The organism is Microbacterium sp., assembly GCF_035277845.1.
In the GTDB taxonomy this organism is placed as follows: domain Bacteria; phylum Actinomycetota; class Actinomycetes; order Actinomycetales; family Microbacteriaceae; genus Microbacterium.
Window position 1 is genome coordinate 1 of record NZ_DATEJS010000022.1, and the last position, 16,256, is coordinate 16,256.

16 protein-coding genes and 1 tRNA gene are annotated in these 16,256 nt (G+C 71.4%); 7 read left to right on the forward strand and 10 right to left on the reverse strand.

Annotated elements, in window-relative coordinates; genetic code table 11:
• From VJR25_RS00685 to VJR25_RS00695, 3 genes are all read left to right on the forward strand, one after another.
• Positions 1-517, forward strand: a 517-nt coding sequence (locus VJR25_RS00685; RefSeq protein ID WP_324111490.1) for a phosphotransferase, incomplete at its 5' end; no start/stop codon positions are given.
• Positions 518-573: 56 nt separating this feature from the next.
• Positions 574-2,577 (forward strand): ArnT family glycosyltransferase, encoded by a 2,004-nt coding sequence (locus VJR25_RS00690; protein ID WP_324111492.1) that lies wholly within the window; start codon positions 574-576, stop codon positions 2,575-2,577.
• Between the two features lie 54 nt (positions 2,578-2,631).
• Positions 2,632-3,315 (forward strand): CoA pyrophosphatase, encoded by a 684-nt coding sequence (locus VJR25_RS00695; RefSeq protein WP_324111494.1) that lies wholly within the window; start codon positions 2,632-2,634, stop codon positions 3,313-3,315.
• Positions 3,316-3,319: 4 nt separating this feature from the next.
• Here VJR25_RS00695 and VJR25_RS00700 read toward each other — a convergent pair whose 3' ends face one another.
• Positions 3,320-4,705: an MFS transporter gene (locus VJR25_RS00700; protein WP_324111496.1), complete on the reverse strand. Its 1,386-nt coding sequence runs from the start codon at positions 4,703-4,705 to the stop codon at positions 3,320-3,322.
• Positions 4,706-4,820: 115 nt separating this feature from the next.
• Between VJR25_RS00700 and VJR25_RS00705 the strand changes: the two genes are divergently transcribed.
• A complete protein-coding gene (locus VJR25_RS00705; protein ID WP_324111498.1) occupies positions 4,821-5,294 on the forward strand; it encodes a carboxymuconolactone decarboxylase family protein in 474 nt (157 codons plus the stop codon).
• 15 nt (positions 5,295-5,309) lie between these two features.
• On the opposite strand, the gene VJR25_RS00710 is transcribed toward VJR25_RS00705, so the two are convergent.
• Both VJR25_RS00710 and rarD read right to left on the reverse strand, forming a co-directional pair.
• Positions 5,310-6,101: an SGNH/GDSL hydrolase family protein gene (locus VJR25_RS00710; protein ID WP_324111500.1), complete on the reverse strand. Its 792-nt coding sequence runs from the start codon at positions 6,099-6,101 to the stop codon at positions 5,310-5,312.
• A 57-nt stretch (positions 6,102-6,158) separates the two neighbouring features.
• Complete coding sequence (rarD, locus tag VJR25_RS00715) at positions 6,159-7,049, reverse strand: EamA family transporter RarD (protein ID WP_324111502.1); 891 nt, start codon at positions 7,047-7,049, stop codon at positions 6,159-6,161.
• Positions 7,050-7,177: 128 nt separating this feature from the next.
• Here rarD and VJR25_RS00720 point away from each other — a divergent pair, with 128 nt between their 5' ends.
• Both VJR25_RS00720 and VJR25_RS00725 read left to right on the forward strand, forming a co-directional pair.
• Positions 7,178-7,759, forward strand: a complete 582-nt coding sequence (locus VJR25_RS00720; RefSeq protein ID WP_324111504.1) for a HutD family protein — start codon at positions 7,178-7,180, stop codon at positions 7,757-7,759.
• Between the two features lie 62 nt (positions 7,760-7,821).
• The gene (locus VJR25_RS00725) at positions 7,822-8,172 is read left to right on the forward strand and encodes a hypothetical protein (protein ID WP_324111506.1); all 351 of its coding nucleotides are present in this window, start codon (positions 7,822-7,824) and stop codon (positions 8,170-8,172) included.
• 50 nt (positions 8,173-8,222) lie between these two features.
• Here VJR25_RS00725 and VJR25_RS00730 read toward each other — a convergent pair.
• From VJR25_RS00730 to VJR25_RS00760, 7 genes are all read right to left on the reverse strand, one after another.
• A tRNA-Gln gene (locus tag VJR25_RS00730) sits at positions 8,223-8,294 on the reverse strand.
• Positions 8,295-8,400: 106 nt separating this feature from the next.
• Positions 8,401-9,930, reverse strand: coding sequence for a glutamate--tRNA ligase (gltX, locus tag VJR25_RS00735; RefSeq protein ID WP_324111508.1), 1,530 nt, complete (start codon positions 9,928-9,930; stop codon positions 8,401-8,403).
• 10 nt (positions 9,931-9,940) lie between these two features.
• Entirely contained in the window at positions 9,941-11,212 is a 1,272-nt protein-coding gene (locus tag VJR25_RS00740; RefSeq protein WP_324111511.1) for an MFS transporter, read from the reverse strand.
• Positions 11,209-11,973 (reverse strand): fumarylacetoacetate hydrolase family protein, encoded by a 765-nt coding sequence (locus tag VJR25_RS00745; protein ID WP_324111513.1) that lies wholly within the window; start codon positions 11,971-11,973, stop codon positions 11,209-11,211. The genes VJR25_RS00740 and VJR25_RS00745 overlap by 4 nt, the downstream gene beginning before the upstream one ends.
• A 119-nt stretch (positions 11,974-12,092) precedes the next feature.
• The gene (locus VJR25_RS00750; protein WP_324111515.1) at positions 12,093-13,205 is read right to left on the reverse strand and encodes a branched-chain amino acid aminotransferase; all 1,113 of its coding nucleotides are present in this window, start codon (positions 13,203-13,205) and stop codon (positions 12,093-12,095) included.
• Positions 13,206-13,258: 53 nt separating this feature from the next.
• On the reverse strand, positions 13,259-14,311 hold the full coding sequence (locus VJR25_RS00755; RefSeq protein ID WP_324111517.1) for a 3-isopropylmalate dehydrogenase: 1,053 nt from the start codon (positions 14,309-14,311) through the stop codon (positions 13,259-13,261).
• 24 nt (positions 14,312-14,335) lie between these two features.
• Positions 14,336-15,892 carry an MFS transporter gene (locus tag VJR25_RS00760; RefSeq protein WP_324111519.1) on the reverse strand — a complete coding sequence of 519 codons (1,557 nt, stop codon included), beginning with the start codon at positions 15,890-15,892 and terminating at the stop codon, positions 14,336-14,338.
• Positions 15,893-15,982: 90 nt separating this feature from the next.
• Between VJR25_RS00760 and VJR25_RS00765 the strand changes: the two genes are divergently transcribed.
• Positions 15,983-16,256: helix-turn-helix domain-containing protein (locus tag VJR25_RS00765; protein ID WP_324111521.1), on the forward strand; the 274-nt coding region annotated here is incomplete at its 3' end.

A 16,256-nucleotide genomic window follows, 5' to 3' on the forward strand; every position in this document is an offset into this window, starting at 1 on the left:
CGTGCACCTCGCGTCGGACGGGACGCATCCACCCAACCCCGTGCGGGGTGTCCCCCTGGCCGTCCGCGTCGACGGCGTCGCGGCGCGCTTCGCCGCCGCCCGCGAGACGCATCCTCTCCCCGTGCCGGTCCTCGCGGCGCTCGAGGACGCCTGGCAGGACGCCCTCGCCGCGCCGGAGTGGGCTCGCACCCCGGTCTGGATCCACGGGGACCTCCATCCCGGCAACGTCATCGCCCGCGACGACCGGCTCGTCGCCCTCATCGATTTCGGGGACCTCACTGCGGGCGACCCCGCCTACGACCTCGCGACCGCGTGGCTGACGTTCGACCGATCGGGACGCTCGGCGTTCCGCGCCGCACTCGACGGCCGGTACGACACGGCGACGTGGCGCCGTGCGCGCGGCTGGGCGGCGGCGTTCGCCCTCATTCTGCTGCAGCACTCCGACGACGCTCCGGGCTACGCGAGCCTGGCTCGGGATGCCGCGGCCGAGATCGCCACCGAGGCGAAATCGACATAGACGCCTCATAGACCTGGCCGAGAGGGCACATGAGCGCGTGTCCTTGACTCGCCGTCATGACAACGCTCGCCGAGATCCCGACCACGCCTGTCGCGGGGTCCGCCCTCGCTCCCACGCTGACCCGCCGACGCCGTCCGACCGGGTGGACCGCGGGCCTCGTCGTCCTCGGCGTTCTCGCGACCGTCCTGACGACCTGGGGGATCTGGTCCGGCTCGCAGTCGGACTACTACGCCTCGATCGCCCTGTCGATGAGCAAGAGCTGGTCGAACTTCCTGTTCGGCGCTCTCGATCCGTCCGGAACCGTCACGCTGGACAAGATCCCCGGATCGTTCTGGGTCCCGGCCCTGTTCGTGAAGGTCTTCGGCTTCTCGACGTTCACCGTCATCCTCCCCAACGCCCTCGCGGCCGTCGCATCCGCCCTGCTCGTGGCGTTCGCGGGGAAGCGCCTCGCCGGACCGACCGCCGGACTCGTCGCCGGGACCGTCGTCGCCACCACGCCGATCCTCGCCGCCGTGGCGCGGTCGAACCAGCCCGAGACCTTCTTCGTGCTGGGGCTCGCGCTCACGGCATGGGCCGCCGTGAAGGCGCTGACACGCGTCGGTTTCGGGTGGCTGATGCTCACCGGCGTCTTCATCGCAGTGTCGTTCCAGGCGTACATGATCGAGGCCTGGGCGGTGTGGCCCGCGCTCGCGGCCGCCTGGCTGTGCACGAAGCAGCCCTGGCTGCGACGCATCGGGCAGACCCTCGTCGCCGGCCTCACCAGCGCAGCGCTGTCCGTGACGTGGATCGTCGTCGTCGCCATGATCCCGGCATCCGCGCGCCCCTACATCGGCAGCACCCTGCACAACGATCCGTGGGAGATGGTGTTCGGCTACAACGCCCTGGGACGCTTCGGGTCCAGCACGAGTGACGCGAGCGCCTACAACTCGTTCACTCCCCCGTTCTCCGGAGATCCGGGCGTGCTGCGGCTGTTCGACGAGCAGCTGGCCGGTCAGATCGCGTGGCTCATCCCCGCCGCGCTCGTCGGCATCGTCGCCCTCGCCGTGCTGCGCTGGCGCCCGGCCGTCACCACGTTCATCGGGGTGTGGCTCGTGACCTTCCTCGCGATGTTCTCGGCGGTGGCCGGGATGCACCAGTTCTACACGGCCGCGCTCGCTGTTCCGATGGCCCTCGCGATCGGGCTCGCGTTCGCCGTCGCCCGGCGACGGCACGTGCGCTGGCCGCAGGTGGCTCTCGTCGCGACGGCGGCGGTCACGGCGGTGGTGATCGGATTCGTGTACGGCGGCTACTCGATCGGGGTCTCGCTCGTACAGCTCGCGCTGGCCGCGGGCGGCATCGCCATGATCCTGGGAGACTCGCGGGTCCGGGCCATCCGGACGGTCACCGCGGTGGTCGCCGCCGGCGGGATGCTGCTGACCCCGGCGGTGTGGGCGGCGACCACGATCGCGAACCCGAGTTCGATCAACCCGGTCGCGGGCGGCGTGTCCGACCTGGGCGGCCAGGGCGGGTTCGGCGGGCAGGGCGGGTTCGGCGGACAGGGAGCCTTCGGCGGCCAGGGCGGGCCCGGCGGGCGAGGTGCCCGCGGAGGCACGAGCGGTCAGGGGATGCCGGGTCTCGGCGGCGGCCCCGGCGGCGGAATCGGCGGTGCCACGGCCGGCGGCGCGGCCGGTCCCGGCACCGGAGCGGGCCTCGGCAGCGCCGTCAGCTCGACGACCCTCGCCTACCTGCAGCAGCACCGGGGCGACGCGAAGTACCTCGTCGCGGTGTTCGGCGCGCAGACGGCGGCCGGCATCATCCTGCAGACCGACGGCGCCTCGGTGCTGCCGATCGGCGGCTTCAGCGGATCCGACCCGGTGCCGAGCCTCGCGCAGTTCACGGCCCTGGTCGCGAGCGGCGACGTGAAGGACGTGCTCGTCTCAGAGGCCGGCGGCGGGATGAACGGCGCCGCGGCGGGCAGCACCGCCACGCAGATCCAGGCGTGGGTGACGGCGCACTGCACCCAGGTCACCGATGCGGGCACGTCCGGCCTGTACGAGTGCACCGCCGGCGCCGGGTCGTGAACCTGAGACCGGCCGCCGCGCCGCGCCTGCCCGTATCCTGCTGTGGGAGGTTCTGTGACCGCGACGACACCACCCGTGTACGCCACCGAGGACGTGCGTCAGGCGCTGCAGCGCGCCGTGGACGCCGGCATCCCCTGGCGGTACGCGCGCGCCCTGCCGAACCCGCAGAACCCCCGCGCGGCGTCCGTGCTGATCCTGTTCGGCACGGTGGCGGGTGCGCCCGACGACGCCGCGCTGCTCGCGCCGGAGCACCTCGACGTGCTGCTGCAGCTGCGGGCCGCGACGCTCGGGTCCCACCCCGGCCAAGTGTCGTTCCCCGGCGGCGGACGTGAGGCGGGCGATCCGGATTCCGTCGCGACCGCCCTGCGCGAAGCCGTCGAGGAGACCGGGCTCGACCCGTCCGGCGTCGACGTCCTGGGCACCCTGGACGACCGGTCGCTGCCGGTGAGCGACCACGTGGTCACCCCCGTCGTGGCCTGGTGGCGGACGCCGTCGCCGGTGACAGCCGTCGACGCGGCCGAGACCGAGGCCGTCGCACGCGTGCCGCTCGCTCAGCTGATCGAGCCCCGCAACCGCTTCACCTCGGTGTTCCGCGCCGGCCCGCGGGAGTTCCGCGGCCCCGCCTTCGACGTGCACGGCACGATCGTCTGGGGGTTCACGGCCATGCTGCTCGACGACATCCTCGAATCGACCGGCTGGGCCCGACCGTGGGATCCGGCGCGCGAACGCGACATCTGAGCGCTCACGCCTCCGCGCGCGGGGTCCGGGTGCGGGTGAAGGCGAGGATGCCGAGGTGCACCACCGCGAGTCCCGTCGCGGCGCCGACGGCGACCAGCCAGGTGCCGCCGGTCACCCCGCCGCTGAACAGCAGGCCGAGGATGGTCGTGGCCACGATCGCGCCGACGTAGCGCGACGTCTGGAAGATGCCGGCCGCCACCCCGGCGTCCTGCGGCCGGGCCGCCGTGTACAGCGCCTGGTTCATGGTGATGGACACGACGCAGTACGGGATGCCGAGCGCGGCCGTGACGACGAGCACGAGCCACGGCGCGGGACCGGCGGCGGCGAGCGCGAGCAGCGCGGCGCCCGCGATGAGAGCCACCGCCCCGGTCAGCAGCGTGCGCCGCAGTCCGAATCGTTCGATCGAGCGTGCCGCGAGCGGGGTGATCACGATCGTCACCGCGGCGAGGGGGAACATCAACAGCCCGGTCACCCCCGCGGGGAAGCCGTCGTGTTCCTGCAGGAACTGCGGCAGGCCGAAGAACGCCGAGTAGTAGACGACGTTGAAGATCGCGAAGCAGAGGTACACCAGCAGCAGTGCTCGGTTCGCGGCGAGCATCCGCAGGTCGATGAACGGATGCGCGGCGCGGAGCTCGCGCCAGGCGAACAGCGCACCGGCCGCGGCGCACACGGGCAGCAGCCACCACAGCGGCACCGGACGCAGGTCGAGCAGGAACACGAGCAGCGAGCTCAGCGTCGCGACGAACAGCAGGATGCCCGGGATGTCGCTCTCGGCGAGCGTCCGCCGCAGCGGGGTGCGCTCCCGCTCCGGGTCGGGAGGCGCGAGCAGCAGCACCCCGAGGAACGTGAGCGCGGCGAGCGGCACGTTGACCCAGAAGATCGCCGGCCAGCCGAGGAAGGTGACGAGCGCGCCGCCCAGCACCGGCCCGATCGCCGCGCCGGAGGTGTTGGCCATCTGGATGCGGCCGAGCAGACGCGCCGATCCGACGCCGCTCGCCGCGGCGATGGGCCGCAGCATCGAGATGGCGGAGGGGAACGCCGTCGCGGTGCCGACGGCCAGCAGCACGCGTCCCGCGCACACCGCCGGCAACGACCGGGCGAACGGCGTGAGTGCGCAGGCGAGGATGACGACCAGCATCCCGAAGAGGAACAGGCGCCGCGGTCCGAAGCGGTCCCCGAGCCGGCCCATCAGGGGCTGGCCCGCCGCAGATGCCAGGTAGAACGAGGTGATGACCCACGTCACGCTGGTGACATCGGTGCGCAGATCGTGCTGCAGGGGCACGAGCGCCACCGCGATCATCGACGAGTTCAGCGGGTTGAGAAGCGTGCCGAGGCTGAGGGCCGCGACCGGCCACCCGCTTCGGGGGCGGGTCGCGGTGGTGTCGGGCACCCCGCCACCCTACTCGCGCGGGATGTCGTCGCTCCCGGCGACGACGCCCGCCGGCCCGGGCCCGGGCGACTACCGTAGGGATCCGACGTCACATCCGACTGCCGTGAGGATCAGCATGCGCCCGTACCTGGACAAGGCCGCCCCCGAGATCTGGAAGGCCGCCTCGGCCTACTCGGCGACCGTCACCGCCGAGGCGATGAGGCTCGGCCTGACGGCACAGGAGACCGAGTTCATCAAGGTGCGGGCATCGGAGCTGAACGGATGCGCGTTCTGCCTCGATCTGCACTCGCGGGAGGCCCGGGCGACCGGCATCCCGCAGCAGAAGCTCGACATGCTGCCCGCGTGGCGCGAATCGAAGCTGTACTCGGATCGCGAGCAGGCCCTCCTCGCGATCGCGGAGGCGGCGACCGTGCTCCCCCTGACCGAGGAGTCCAAGGCCGACCTCGCCGCTGCCCGCGGCGTCCTCGGGGACGACGGCTTCGTCGCGGCGGAGTGGATCGCGGTGACGATCAACACGTTCAACCGCATCTCGATCCTGAGCGAGCACCCGGTGCGACCTCGCGGGGTCGACGGCAAGCCCATCCACTGACGCGGGAGCCGCAGGTCAGCCCAGGTGCCGGACGAGCTCGTCGGCGACGGCGGCCATTCCGGCCGCATTCGGGTGGAACGATCCGAGAGTCGTGCGCAGCTCCGGGATGAACGGGTTCACCCACGGCTCGGCAGACCCGAGAGCATGCCCGCGGCTGATCGCCGAGCCACGAACGAGCTCCGCGCCGGTCGCCTCGGCGGCGACCACGAACGCGGTCTCGAGGCCCGCCCGGATGCGCCGGAACGCCTCGAGCTCGGCGGGCTGCAGCGGGATGTCGTCGGACGGCGCGGTCTCGTCGCCGACGATGGTCAGGTAGTCCACCAGCAGCACGCGCGCGCCCGGCGCCCGCAGACGCACCCGCCGGGCGATCTCGACGAGTCCCGCCGCAGCCTCGGCGATCGTCGCCTCGGTCGGCTCGACGATGCCGTGCGCGAAATCCGGTCCCACCGCCTCGGCGAAGCCGCCGTCCGGGTCCACCCGGTTCCAGGCGGTCAGGAGCATGGCGCCCAGGTAGCCGAGGTCGTTGCCGCCCGCGGTCAGGGTGACGAGGTCGGCGTCCGAGCGCAGGCCCTGCAGCTGCGGAGGGTATGACCGGCCGATCATCGTGGCCTGGGGCCGGTCGAGGATCGTCGCCGTGGTCGCGCCGGAGACGGTCAGGTCGGTGAGGTCGAGGCCGAGGGCTGCGGCGAGCAGGTGCGGATAGTTCGCTCCGGAGCGGCCGGCGATCGGGTCGATCATCGGTGGGATCCCCGGACCGGACGCGAACGAGCTGCCGAGCGCGGTGTAGCGGTGCATCCGGGCGGGCATGCCCCGATCATGCCACGCGCCTGCGTCCGCACGGCAGCCCGCTGCCGCGCCCCGGGGTCACGCCGGTGCGGTGCCGATCGCGCGCGAGGCGCGGAACCCGTCGACGGCGAGCACCGCCAGCGCCACGGCGAGCAGGCCGTACACCGCACCGTCGTACGGGTGCAGGCGTTCGCCGAGAAGCAAGGACACGACGAACATCAGCACCGGCTCCACGTAGCTCAGCAGCCCGAACAGCGGCAGCGTGAGCAGCCGGGATGCCCCGAGGTACGCCGACATCGCCAGCATCCCGGCGAAGCCCGCGATCAGCACCGCGGTCTGCCCGCCCGCCGTGGTGGCGCCGGGCGCGAAGATCACGAACCCGACGGCGACCGGGAGCAGGAGCACCACCTCTCCCCCGAACGTCGCGGGCAGGTCGAGGCGGGTGTGCTTGCGCACCGTGAAGTACACGGCGTAGCCGATGCAGACCGCGAACGTCACCCACGACACCGCCGCGGTGAGCACGATCTTCGCGACGACGGCGGCGACCGCGACAGCCACCGCGATCCACTGCAGGCTGCTCACCTGTTCGCCGAACAGCAGCCGGCCGATGAGCACGAGGGCGATGGGCAGCAGCAGGTAGCCGAGAGACGCGTCGAGGCCGTAGCCGTGCCCGGGCGTCCACGCGAACAGCCACATCTGGAAGCCCACCAGAGCGCTCAGCAGCAGCAGGATCAGCGGCATCCACCACGCGGACGCGAGCACGTTCCACAGCTGCAGCAGGGCGGCACGCCCCGCTCGCGTGGCGAGGGCCGCGCCGTAGCAGAGCACGGTCACGATCATGCGCCATCCGAACTGCGACTCCGCCGACGCGTCGACCACGCCGTAGAGGAGGAACATCCCGCCGAACAGCACGCTCGCGACGAGCGAGCTGGTGACACCGCGCACGCGGTGCGTCTGCGTTCCCGGCACGCGACCGCCCTTCGTCGAGTTCGGCCCGCACACCGGCGCCGGAGATCCCGGTTCCACGGTACCGCCGCCTGACGCACCGCTTAGCATGGGGAGCACTGTGCCCGACGACCTGCGAGAGGCCGCACGACATGACCGACATCCTGAGCTTCGTCGACTACGCCGAGATCGAGCCGCGTCCGTGGAAGAACGGGCGGGGAATCACGCGGAACCTGTTCGGCGACGGCGACGGCGCGGATGACTGGACCTGGCGCATCAGCATCGCCGAGATCACCGGCGCTCAGCCCTACAGCCCGTACCCGGGCGTCAGCCGCGGGCAGGTCGCGCTCGGCCCGGGTGCGGTCGATCTCACCATCAACGGCCGGTCCGTCACGCTGCAGCCCGAGGGCATCGCCGTGTTCGACGGGGAGGATGCCGTCACCGCGCTGCCGAGCCAGGAGGGCTTCCTCGATCTGAACGTGATGACGCGGAGGGATGCCTGGACCGCCGAGGTCGAGACCGTCGACGGCGGGGTCGCGACCGCGCGCGAGGACGAGATCGTGATCCTCGTCGCCCTCGACGCGGGCTGCGCCATCGACGGGCGCCGACAGGCGCGCCTCGATGCGGCTGCGCTGCGGTCGGGTGCCTCGCCCGCGCTCGGCGGCCGCTTCGTCTCGGCGCGGCTGCGCCCCGTGTCCGCGCGAGTCGGCCTCAGTCCGGTCGGCCACCGCTAGGTCGGCCGACCCGCGTCGTCAAGCCCCTCGCGAGCCGCGCACGCCGTTCCTATCGTGGCGGTATGGCTATCGAACTGAATCAGCCCGCCCTCCAGCACGCGCGTTCCCTCGTGCGCGAGGGCAAAGTCGTCCGCGACGAGCGCGACGACTGGTCGGAAGCGGCGCCCGACGCAGACGCGGAGAACGCGTTCATCGATCGTGAGGGGTGGACGGAGTTCTCGCATTGGCACCTCGGCGTCGACAGGAGCGAGAACGGCCACACGAAGCAGGCCTACTCGTTCCCGTACGGCGACTTCCGGAAGGTGCACCGGTCGGGTGTGATCTCGGCCGAGAGCCGTGCCGGCCAGTACGACCACACCGAGATCCGCGATGCCCTCCGGGCCCTGCTCGAGCTCATCGACGGGGCCGGCTGAACGACGCCGGGGAACCAGAAAACCCCCGGTCTCCCGGGGGTTTCTCGAAGCTGGGGTACCTGGACTCGAACCAAGAACAACTGAACCAGAATCAGCCGTGTTGCCAATTACACCATACCCCACCGGCGTATCGCCGATGCCTGAACCTCGCGGTTCGGGACTGTGTCGCACTGGGCGGCACGAGTAACCACTCTACCCGGCGCCGCCCGGTCCGCCAAACCGAGCGCGTCAGCCGCGCGCGTCGACCAGGGCGCCGAGGCGACGGATGGATTCCGCCTTGCCGAGCAGCTCCATCGACTCGAACAGCGGCGGCGACACGCGCCGACCGCTGAGCGCGACGCGCAGCGGGCCGTAGGCGACACGGGGCTTCAAGCCGAGGCCGCCCTCCTCCACGGGCGTGATCAGGATGCTCGAGAGCGCGTCCTGCACGGCCGTCGTGGTGAACGAGCCCTCCGGCACGTCCTGGAGGGCCGCGACGGATGCCACGAGCACCTCGTTCGCGTTCTCCGGAAGCGACTTCAGGGCGTCCTCGGTGTAGTCGACCTGATCGGTGAACAGGAAGCCGAGCATGCCGGGCACCTCGCCGAGCAGCTGCACGCGCGCCTGCACGAGTGGCGCGGCACGGAACGCCAGCACCAGCTGCTCATGGGTCGGCTCCCCGCCGAACACGCCGGCGTCGGCGAGGTAGGGCATCATCCGCTCCGCGAAGTCGCGCTCGCCCAGCATCCTGATGTGGTCGCCGTTGATCGACTCCGCCTTCTTCTGGTCGAAGCGCGCCGGGTTCGGGTTGACGTCGGCGATGTCGAACGCCGCGGTGAACTCCTCGAGCGAGAAGATGTCGCGGTCCGGTCCGATCGACCAGCCGAGGAGGGCCAGGTAGTTCAGCAGACCTTCGTGGATGAAGCCCTTGTCCCGCTGCAGGAACAGGTCGGCCTGCGGATCGCGCTTGGAGAGCTTCTTGTTGCCGGTCTCGCCGAGCACGAGCGGCATGTGCCCGAAGCGCGGCATGAAACCGGTGACCCCGGCCGTGATGAGCGCGTCGTAGAGGGCCAGCTGCCGCGCGGTCGACGGCATGAGGTCCTCGCCGCGGATGACGTGCGTGATGCCCATGAGGGCGTCGTCGACCGGGTTCGTGAACGTGTACAGGAACTTGCCGCCGGCGCGCACGATCACGAAGTCGGGGAAGGAGCCCGCCGGGAACGTCACCTCGCCGCGGATGAGGTCCACGTACGTCAGGTCCTCGTCGGGGACGCGCAGCCGGTAGGCGGGCTCGCGGCCCTCCGCCCGGAACGCGGCCCTCTGCTCGTCGGTGAGGTCGCGGTCGAAGTTGTCGTAGCCGAGCTGCTTGGCGCGGCCCGCGGCCTCATTGCGCGCGTCGATCTCCTCGGCCGTCGAGTAGCTCTCGTACACGAGCCCGGTGGCCAGCAGCTTCTCCATGACGCCCACGTAGATGTCGTGCCGCAGCGACTGCCGGTACGGTTCGTGCGGTCCGCCGACCTCGACGCCCTCGTCCCAGTCGATCTCGAGCCACGTCAGCGCGTCGACGAGCTGACGGTAGCTCTCCTCGCTGTCGCGGGCGGCATCCGTGTCCTCGACCCGGAAGATCAGCTTGCCGCCGGTGTGACGCGCGTAGGCCCAGTTGTACAGGGCGGTGCGCACCATGCCGACGTGCGGCAGGCCGGTGGGAGACGGGCAGAAGCGGACGCGGACGTCGGCTCCCGAGGCGGTCGTGGTGAGGGGATGCGGGTTCGCAGGCACGCTTTCCAGTCTATGTGCGCGCGCGCTCCGACTCCGGGGCGACGGTCGGATGCCGGTGGCGTCCGAGCGGGGACAGCGCCGCGACGACCACCACGATGGCGAGGGCGCACCAGGCGAGTCCCGCGTAGCCGAGCCGGCCCAGGATGACGCCCGCGAGGATCGCGCCGATGCTGCCGACGAGGTTCATCGCGAGGTCGCTGCGGCCCTGCCGGCGTGTGCGCAGCGCCTCCGCGGACGCCTCGGTCAGCAGCGCGGACCCCGCCACCGTGGAGGCGCTCCAGCCGAGACCCAAGAGGATGAGCCCGATCGTGACGGCGAAGGTCGACATCTGGCCGAGGGCCGCGGTGGTGAGAGCGCCGACGAACAGCGCCTGGCCGAGCAGGATCGTCGCCACGCGGCCGACGCGGTCGGCGAGGATGCCGAACACCGGCGACAGCCCGTACATGCCGAGGATGTGCAGCGAGATCGTGAGGCCGACGATCTCGATGGTGGCGCCCTCCCCCATCAGGTGGATCGGCGTCATCGCCATGACGGAGGCCATCACGCCGTGCGCGGCCGCCGTCGCGAAGATCGCGTAGCGGGCTGCGCGCGGCCGGTCGGTGTGCATCACCGCGGACCGCACCGCGCTCGCGCCGGCGGCGATCCGATCGGCGAGGCGCAGCGGGTCCGGCCGCAGCGCCGACAGGTACAGGGCGATGCCGAGCAGCTGCGCCGCGACCGTGAACAGGTACGGTCCGGTCAGGTGCGGCATCCCCAGTGCGTCACCCAGCGCCTCGCCGGGGCCCACGAGGTTCGGACCGAGCACCGCGCCGATGGTCGTCGCCCACACCACCACCGACAGGTCGCGTCCGCGCGAACGGTCGGTGGCGAGGTCGACGGCGGCGAAGCGGGACTGCAGGTTCGCCGCCTGCCCGCTGCCGATCAGCAGGAATCCCGCGATGAGCACGGGGAAGGATCGGAGGCCGCCCGCGACCAGCACGAGCATCACGCCGGCCAGCGCGACGGCCATGCCGGTGCTGAGCGCAGGACGGCGGCCGCGACGGCGTGCGAGCCGCGCGAGCGGTATGGCCGCGATCGCCGCACCGAGCGTGGTGGAGGCGGCGGCGAGGCCCGACAAGGCATCCTGCCCCGACACGGACGCCGCGAGCACCGCCCCGAGCGAGACGGTCGCACCGAACGCCAGGCCGCCGAGCACCTGGCCGATGGACAGCACCCACAGGGTGCGGCGCCTCAGCGCGGCGAGGTCGAACGTGCGGCCGTCGACGGCGACGGTTCCGCTCATGCGTCGCGGGCGGTGTTGCGCAGCAGCCCGAGTCCGGTGATCTCGATCTCGACCGTCTGGCCCGCCGTGAAGGGACCGATGCCGGCCGGGGTGCCGGTGAGGATGACGTCGCCGGGCAGCAGCGTGAACACGGCCGATGCGTACTCGATGATCGCGGGGATGCCGTGGATCATGTCGGTCAGCAGCGCCTGCTGGCGCACCTCGCCGTCGACCCGGGAGGTGAGGATCGCGTCCGCGATGTCGAACTCGGTCTCGATCGCAGGACCGAGCGGGCAGAACGTGTCGAACCCCTTCGCGCGCGTCCACTGGCCGTCGGAGTGCTGCAGGTCGCGGGCGGTCACGTCGTTCCCGATCGTGTACCCGAACACGTACTCCAGCGCCCGGTCGGCCGGGACGTTCTTGGCGATCCGGCCGATGACCACGGCGAGCTCGCCTTCGAAGTCGGTGCGCTGCGACTGCGGCGGCCGCACGATCGAGTCGCCCGGGCCGATGACGGCGGTGTTGGGCTTGAGGAACAGGAGCGGCTCCTCGGGCGCTTCGCCGCCCATCTCCGCGGCGTGATCGCGGTAGTTCTTGCCGACGCAGACCACCTTCGAGCGCGGGATCACGGGGGCCAGCAGCGCGGCATCCGCCAGCGGAACCCGCTCGCCGGTCGTGTCGAAGCCCGCGAACATCGGGTCGCCCGCGAGCACCACCAGATCGGTGTCGTCCACGATTCCGTACTTGATGGCGTCCTGGTGGCTGAAACGAGCGATCCTCACCCGCTCAGCCTATGCCGCGAGCCCTGCCCGGAATACGCGAACCCTCACCGGGATACGCGCGGAAGGCGTATTCCAGTGAGGGTTCGCGTACTCGGGTGAGGGTTCGCGGATCCGGGCGGTCAGGCGTCGAGACGCAGCATCCAGCCGTGGCGGTCTTCGACGCGGCCGTACTGGATGCCGGTGAGCTCTTCGCGCAGCGACATGGCGAGCTCGGTGGACTGCGGGCCCTCGTGGACGATCTCGATGTCGTCGCCCATCAGCTTTCCGATCGGCACGACGACGGCGGCCGTGCCGCACGCGAACGCGCCGACGATCTCGCCCGATTCGGCGCCCTCGCGCCACTCGTTGATGGAGAGCTTGCGCTGCTCGACCGCGAGGCCGCGGTCCTTCGCCAGCTCCAGGATCGACGCGAGCGTGATGCCCGCGAGGATCGAGTCCGACTGCGGGGTGATCAGGCGCCCGTCGCGCGTGACGAGCACGACGTTCATGCCGCCGAGCTCCTCGATGTACTCGCCGTCGAGGAAGAGCACCTGCTGGCAGCCCTTCTCGTACGCCTCGGCCTGCGGGAGCAGGCTCGACGCGTAGTTGCCGCCGGTCTTCGCCGCGCCCGTGCCGCCGTGGCCGGCGCGGGCGTAGGTGGTGGACAGCCAGATGTTCACCGGCGCGACGCCGGTCGGGAAGTACGGGCCGGCCGGGCTGGCGATGAGGTAGTAGCCGACCTTCTTCGCCGCGCGCACGCCGAGGAACGCCTCTTTGGCGAACATGAAGGGGCGCAGATACAGGCTCTCCTCCGGGTTGCTGGGCACCCAGGCGGAGTCCACCGCGATGAGCTGCTTGAGCGATTCGATGAACAGCTCGGAGGGCAGTTCGGGCAGCGCCAGCCGACGAGCGGAGCGCTGCATCCGCGCGGCGTTCTGGTCGGGGCGGAAGCTCCACACCGAGCCGTCGTCGTGGCGGTAGGCCTTGAGCCCCTCGAAGATCTCCTGCGAGTAGTGCAGCACGGCCGCGGCCGGATCGAGCGGGATGGGTCCGTACGGGGAGACGCGCGGCCGGTGCCAGCCGCCCTTCTCGGACCAGCACAGGTCGACCATGTGGTCGGTGAAGTACTGGCCGAAGCCGGGGGCTTCCAGGATCGCTTCGCGATCGGTGTCGGAGGCGGCGTCCTCGTTGCGGGTGACCCTCCAGATCAGTCCTGCGGGTGAGGGAGCCTGAAGGGGGATTTCGATGGTCATGATTCGTGTCCTGACAGGTCGAAGGCGACGGCGTTGGCGCCGTGATTCTCAGATTACGCCTGCAGGCGGGCGACGATCGCGTCGCCGACTGCGGCGGTGGTGCGCGCTGCGGAACCGCGCTGGGCGATGTCGGATTCGACGGCGCGGGTGACGGCGGCGGCTTCGTCCGGCAGCCCGAGGTGGTCGAGCAGCAGGGCGACCGAGAGGATCGCAGCGGTGGGGTCGGCCTTCTGCTGTCCTGCGATGTCGGGCGCCGATCCGTGGACGGGCTCGAACATCGACGGGAATGCGCCGTCCGGGTTGATGTTCCCGGATGCGGCGAGGCCGATGCCACCGGTGACGGCGCCGGCCAGGTCCGTGAGGATGTCGCCGAACAGGTTGTCGGTGACGATCACGTCGAAGCGGTCGGGGTTCGTGACCAGGAAGATCGTGGCCGCGTCGACGTGCAGATAGTCTACGGTCACGCCGGGGTGCTCCCGCGCCACGTCGTCGAGGATGCGCTTCCACATGCCCCCCGCGTGCACCAGCACGTTGGTCTTGTGCACCAGGGTGAGCTTCCGCCGGCGACGCTCGGCGAGGTCGAACGCGTAGCGCACCACGCGCTCGACGCCGTAGGCGGTGTTCACCGAGGTCTCGTTGGCGACCTCGTGGGGCGTGCCCCGGCGGATCGACCCGCCGTTGCCGACGTACGGGCCCTCGGTGCCCTCGCGGACGACGACGAAGTCGATCTCGCCGGGATTCGCGAGCGGACCGCCGAAGGCCGGGTACAGCTTCGACGGGCGCAGGTTGACGTAGTGGTCGAGTTCGAACCGCAGCTTCAGCAGCAGCCCGCGCTCGATGTTCGCGTCCTTCAGACGCGGGTCGCCGGGCGTGCCGCCGACGGCGCCGAGCAGGATCGCGTCGTGGGAGCGGATCGCATCGAGGTCGGCATCCGTGAGCGTGTCGCCGGTCTCCAGGTACCGTGCGGCGCCGAGCGAGAAGCGCGTCTTGTCGAAGGTGACCTCCGACGCGGCGGTCGCGGCGTCCAGCACCTTCTCGGCCTCCGCGACGACCTCGGGCCCGATGCCGTCACCGGGGATGACGGCCAGCTTCACGACGCGCGACATTGCTCTCCTCGCCTGTTGGGCGCGTCACTTCCGGTGCGACGCGCGGGACCTTCCCAGCGTAACGGCTGCGACCAGGGCGGCCAGGACGACGACCACGGCCCCGATCACCGCGGTGACCGTCACGCCGGAGTCGAAGGCGGACGTCGCGGCGTGCCACAGCGCGTCGCCGATCGGGCCGCCGAGCTGCTCGGCGGCGTGGACCGCACCGGCCAGGGTGTCGCTCGCATGCGCGGCGGCATCCTGCGGGATCCCCGCGGGCGGTTCCAGGCCGGCCCGGTACAGCGCGGTCAGGATGCCGCCGAGGATGGTCGTGCCCAGCACGGCGCCCACCTCGTACGCGGTCTCGGACACGGCGCTCGCGGCGCCGGCCTTGGCGGCGGGCGCGGCCGACAGCGCGAGCTCGTTCGAGACGGTCTCGGTCATGCCGATGCCGGTGCCGATGAGGACCGATGCGATCACGGGCAGCGCGAGCGCGTGGTCGCGCGCCACGAAGGCGATGAGCGCGTAGCCGACCGCGGCCACGGCGAGGGTGGCCGGCAGCAGCACGCGCGGCGACACGCGACGGGAGACCGGGACGATGACGAGACCCGCGACCATCATGGCGAGCACTCCCGGCAGCAGCACGAACGCCGATTCGAGCGCGCTCATCCCCAGCACGAGCTGCAGGTGCTGGGCGATGAAGAACTCGAAGCCCATGAACGCCACGACGCTCAGCAGGTTCACGAGCAGCGCGCCGGTGAAGACGCCGACGGTGAACAGCCGCACGTCGAACAGCGGCTGCGGGGACCGCAGCTGGCGGCGCACGAACAGGGCGCCGAGGGCCAGGCCGAGGGCGAACAGGCCGAGGTCCACCGAGGTGACGCCTTCGATCGCGACCTCCTTGACGGCGTACACGACGCTCACCATCGTCGCCATCGAGAGCAGGATGCTCGGGATGTCGATGCGGCCCGGGTCGGGGTCGCGGCTCTCCGGGATGAGGAACGGCGCGAGGACCAGCAGCGGCACGAGCACCGGCACCGCGATGAGGAAGACCGACCCCCACGAGTAGTGCGCGAGGAGGAACCCGCCGACGACGGGTCCGAGCGCGCCGCCTGCCGAGAACGCCGCCGCCCACACGGCGATGGCGAGACGGCGCTGGTTGCGGTCGGCGAAGATGCCGCGGATGAGCGACAGGGTGGCCGGCATCAGCACCGCGCCGAACACGCCCATGCCGGCGCGGGCGGCGATCAGCCAGCCGGCGCTCGGAGCGAACGCGGCGAGCGCGGAGATCGCGGCGAAGCCGGTGGCGCCGATGAGCAGCATCCGGCGGCGTCCGAAACGGTCCCCGAGCACGCCCATCGTCACGAGCATGCCGGCGAGCACGAGCGGATACACGTCGACCATCCACAGCTGCTGAAGGCTCGTCGGCTGCAGCTGCAGCGCGATCTGCGGCAGCGCGAAGTTGAGCGCGGTGTGGTCGACGGACGCGAGCAGCACGGGAAGCATCAGCACCGCGAGCGCGATCCACCCGCGCCAGCCCGCGCGCTGCGGGATGGACGTCGTGGTGGGCGCGATGCGGAGGGTGGCGGTCTGGACGGACACGGGTATCAGCTCATTTCTATACCGTCTAGCCGGTACAGTATCACAATCACCCGAAACCCCGCCGGATGACGACCGGATAGCCTGGACGCGATGAGTCGCCCGCCCCGTGCCCGTGAGGTCGTGCTCGATGCGTTCGAGCAGATCCTCAGCCATGAGGGCGCGCGCGCCGCGACGATGGATGCCGTCGCCCGCGCCGCGGGCGTCTCCAAGGGCGGGCTGCTGTACCACTTCGCCTCGAAGGAGGCGCTCGAGACCGCGGTCGTCGAGCGTCTGCTGCGTCTCGTGCACGAGGATCTCGAGGAGCTGGCGTCCGCGTCCGAGGGCTCGGTGTCGTATTTCCTGCGCACCTCCGCGACGGAGGACG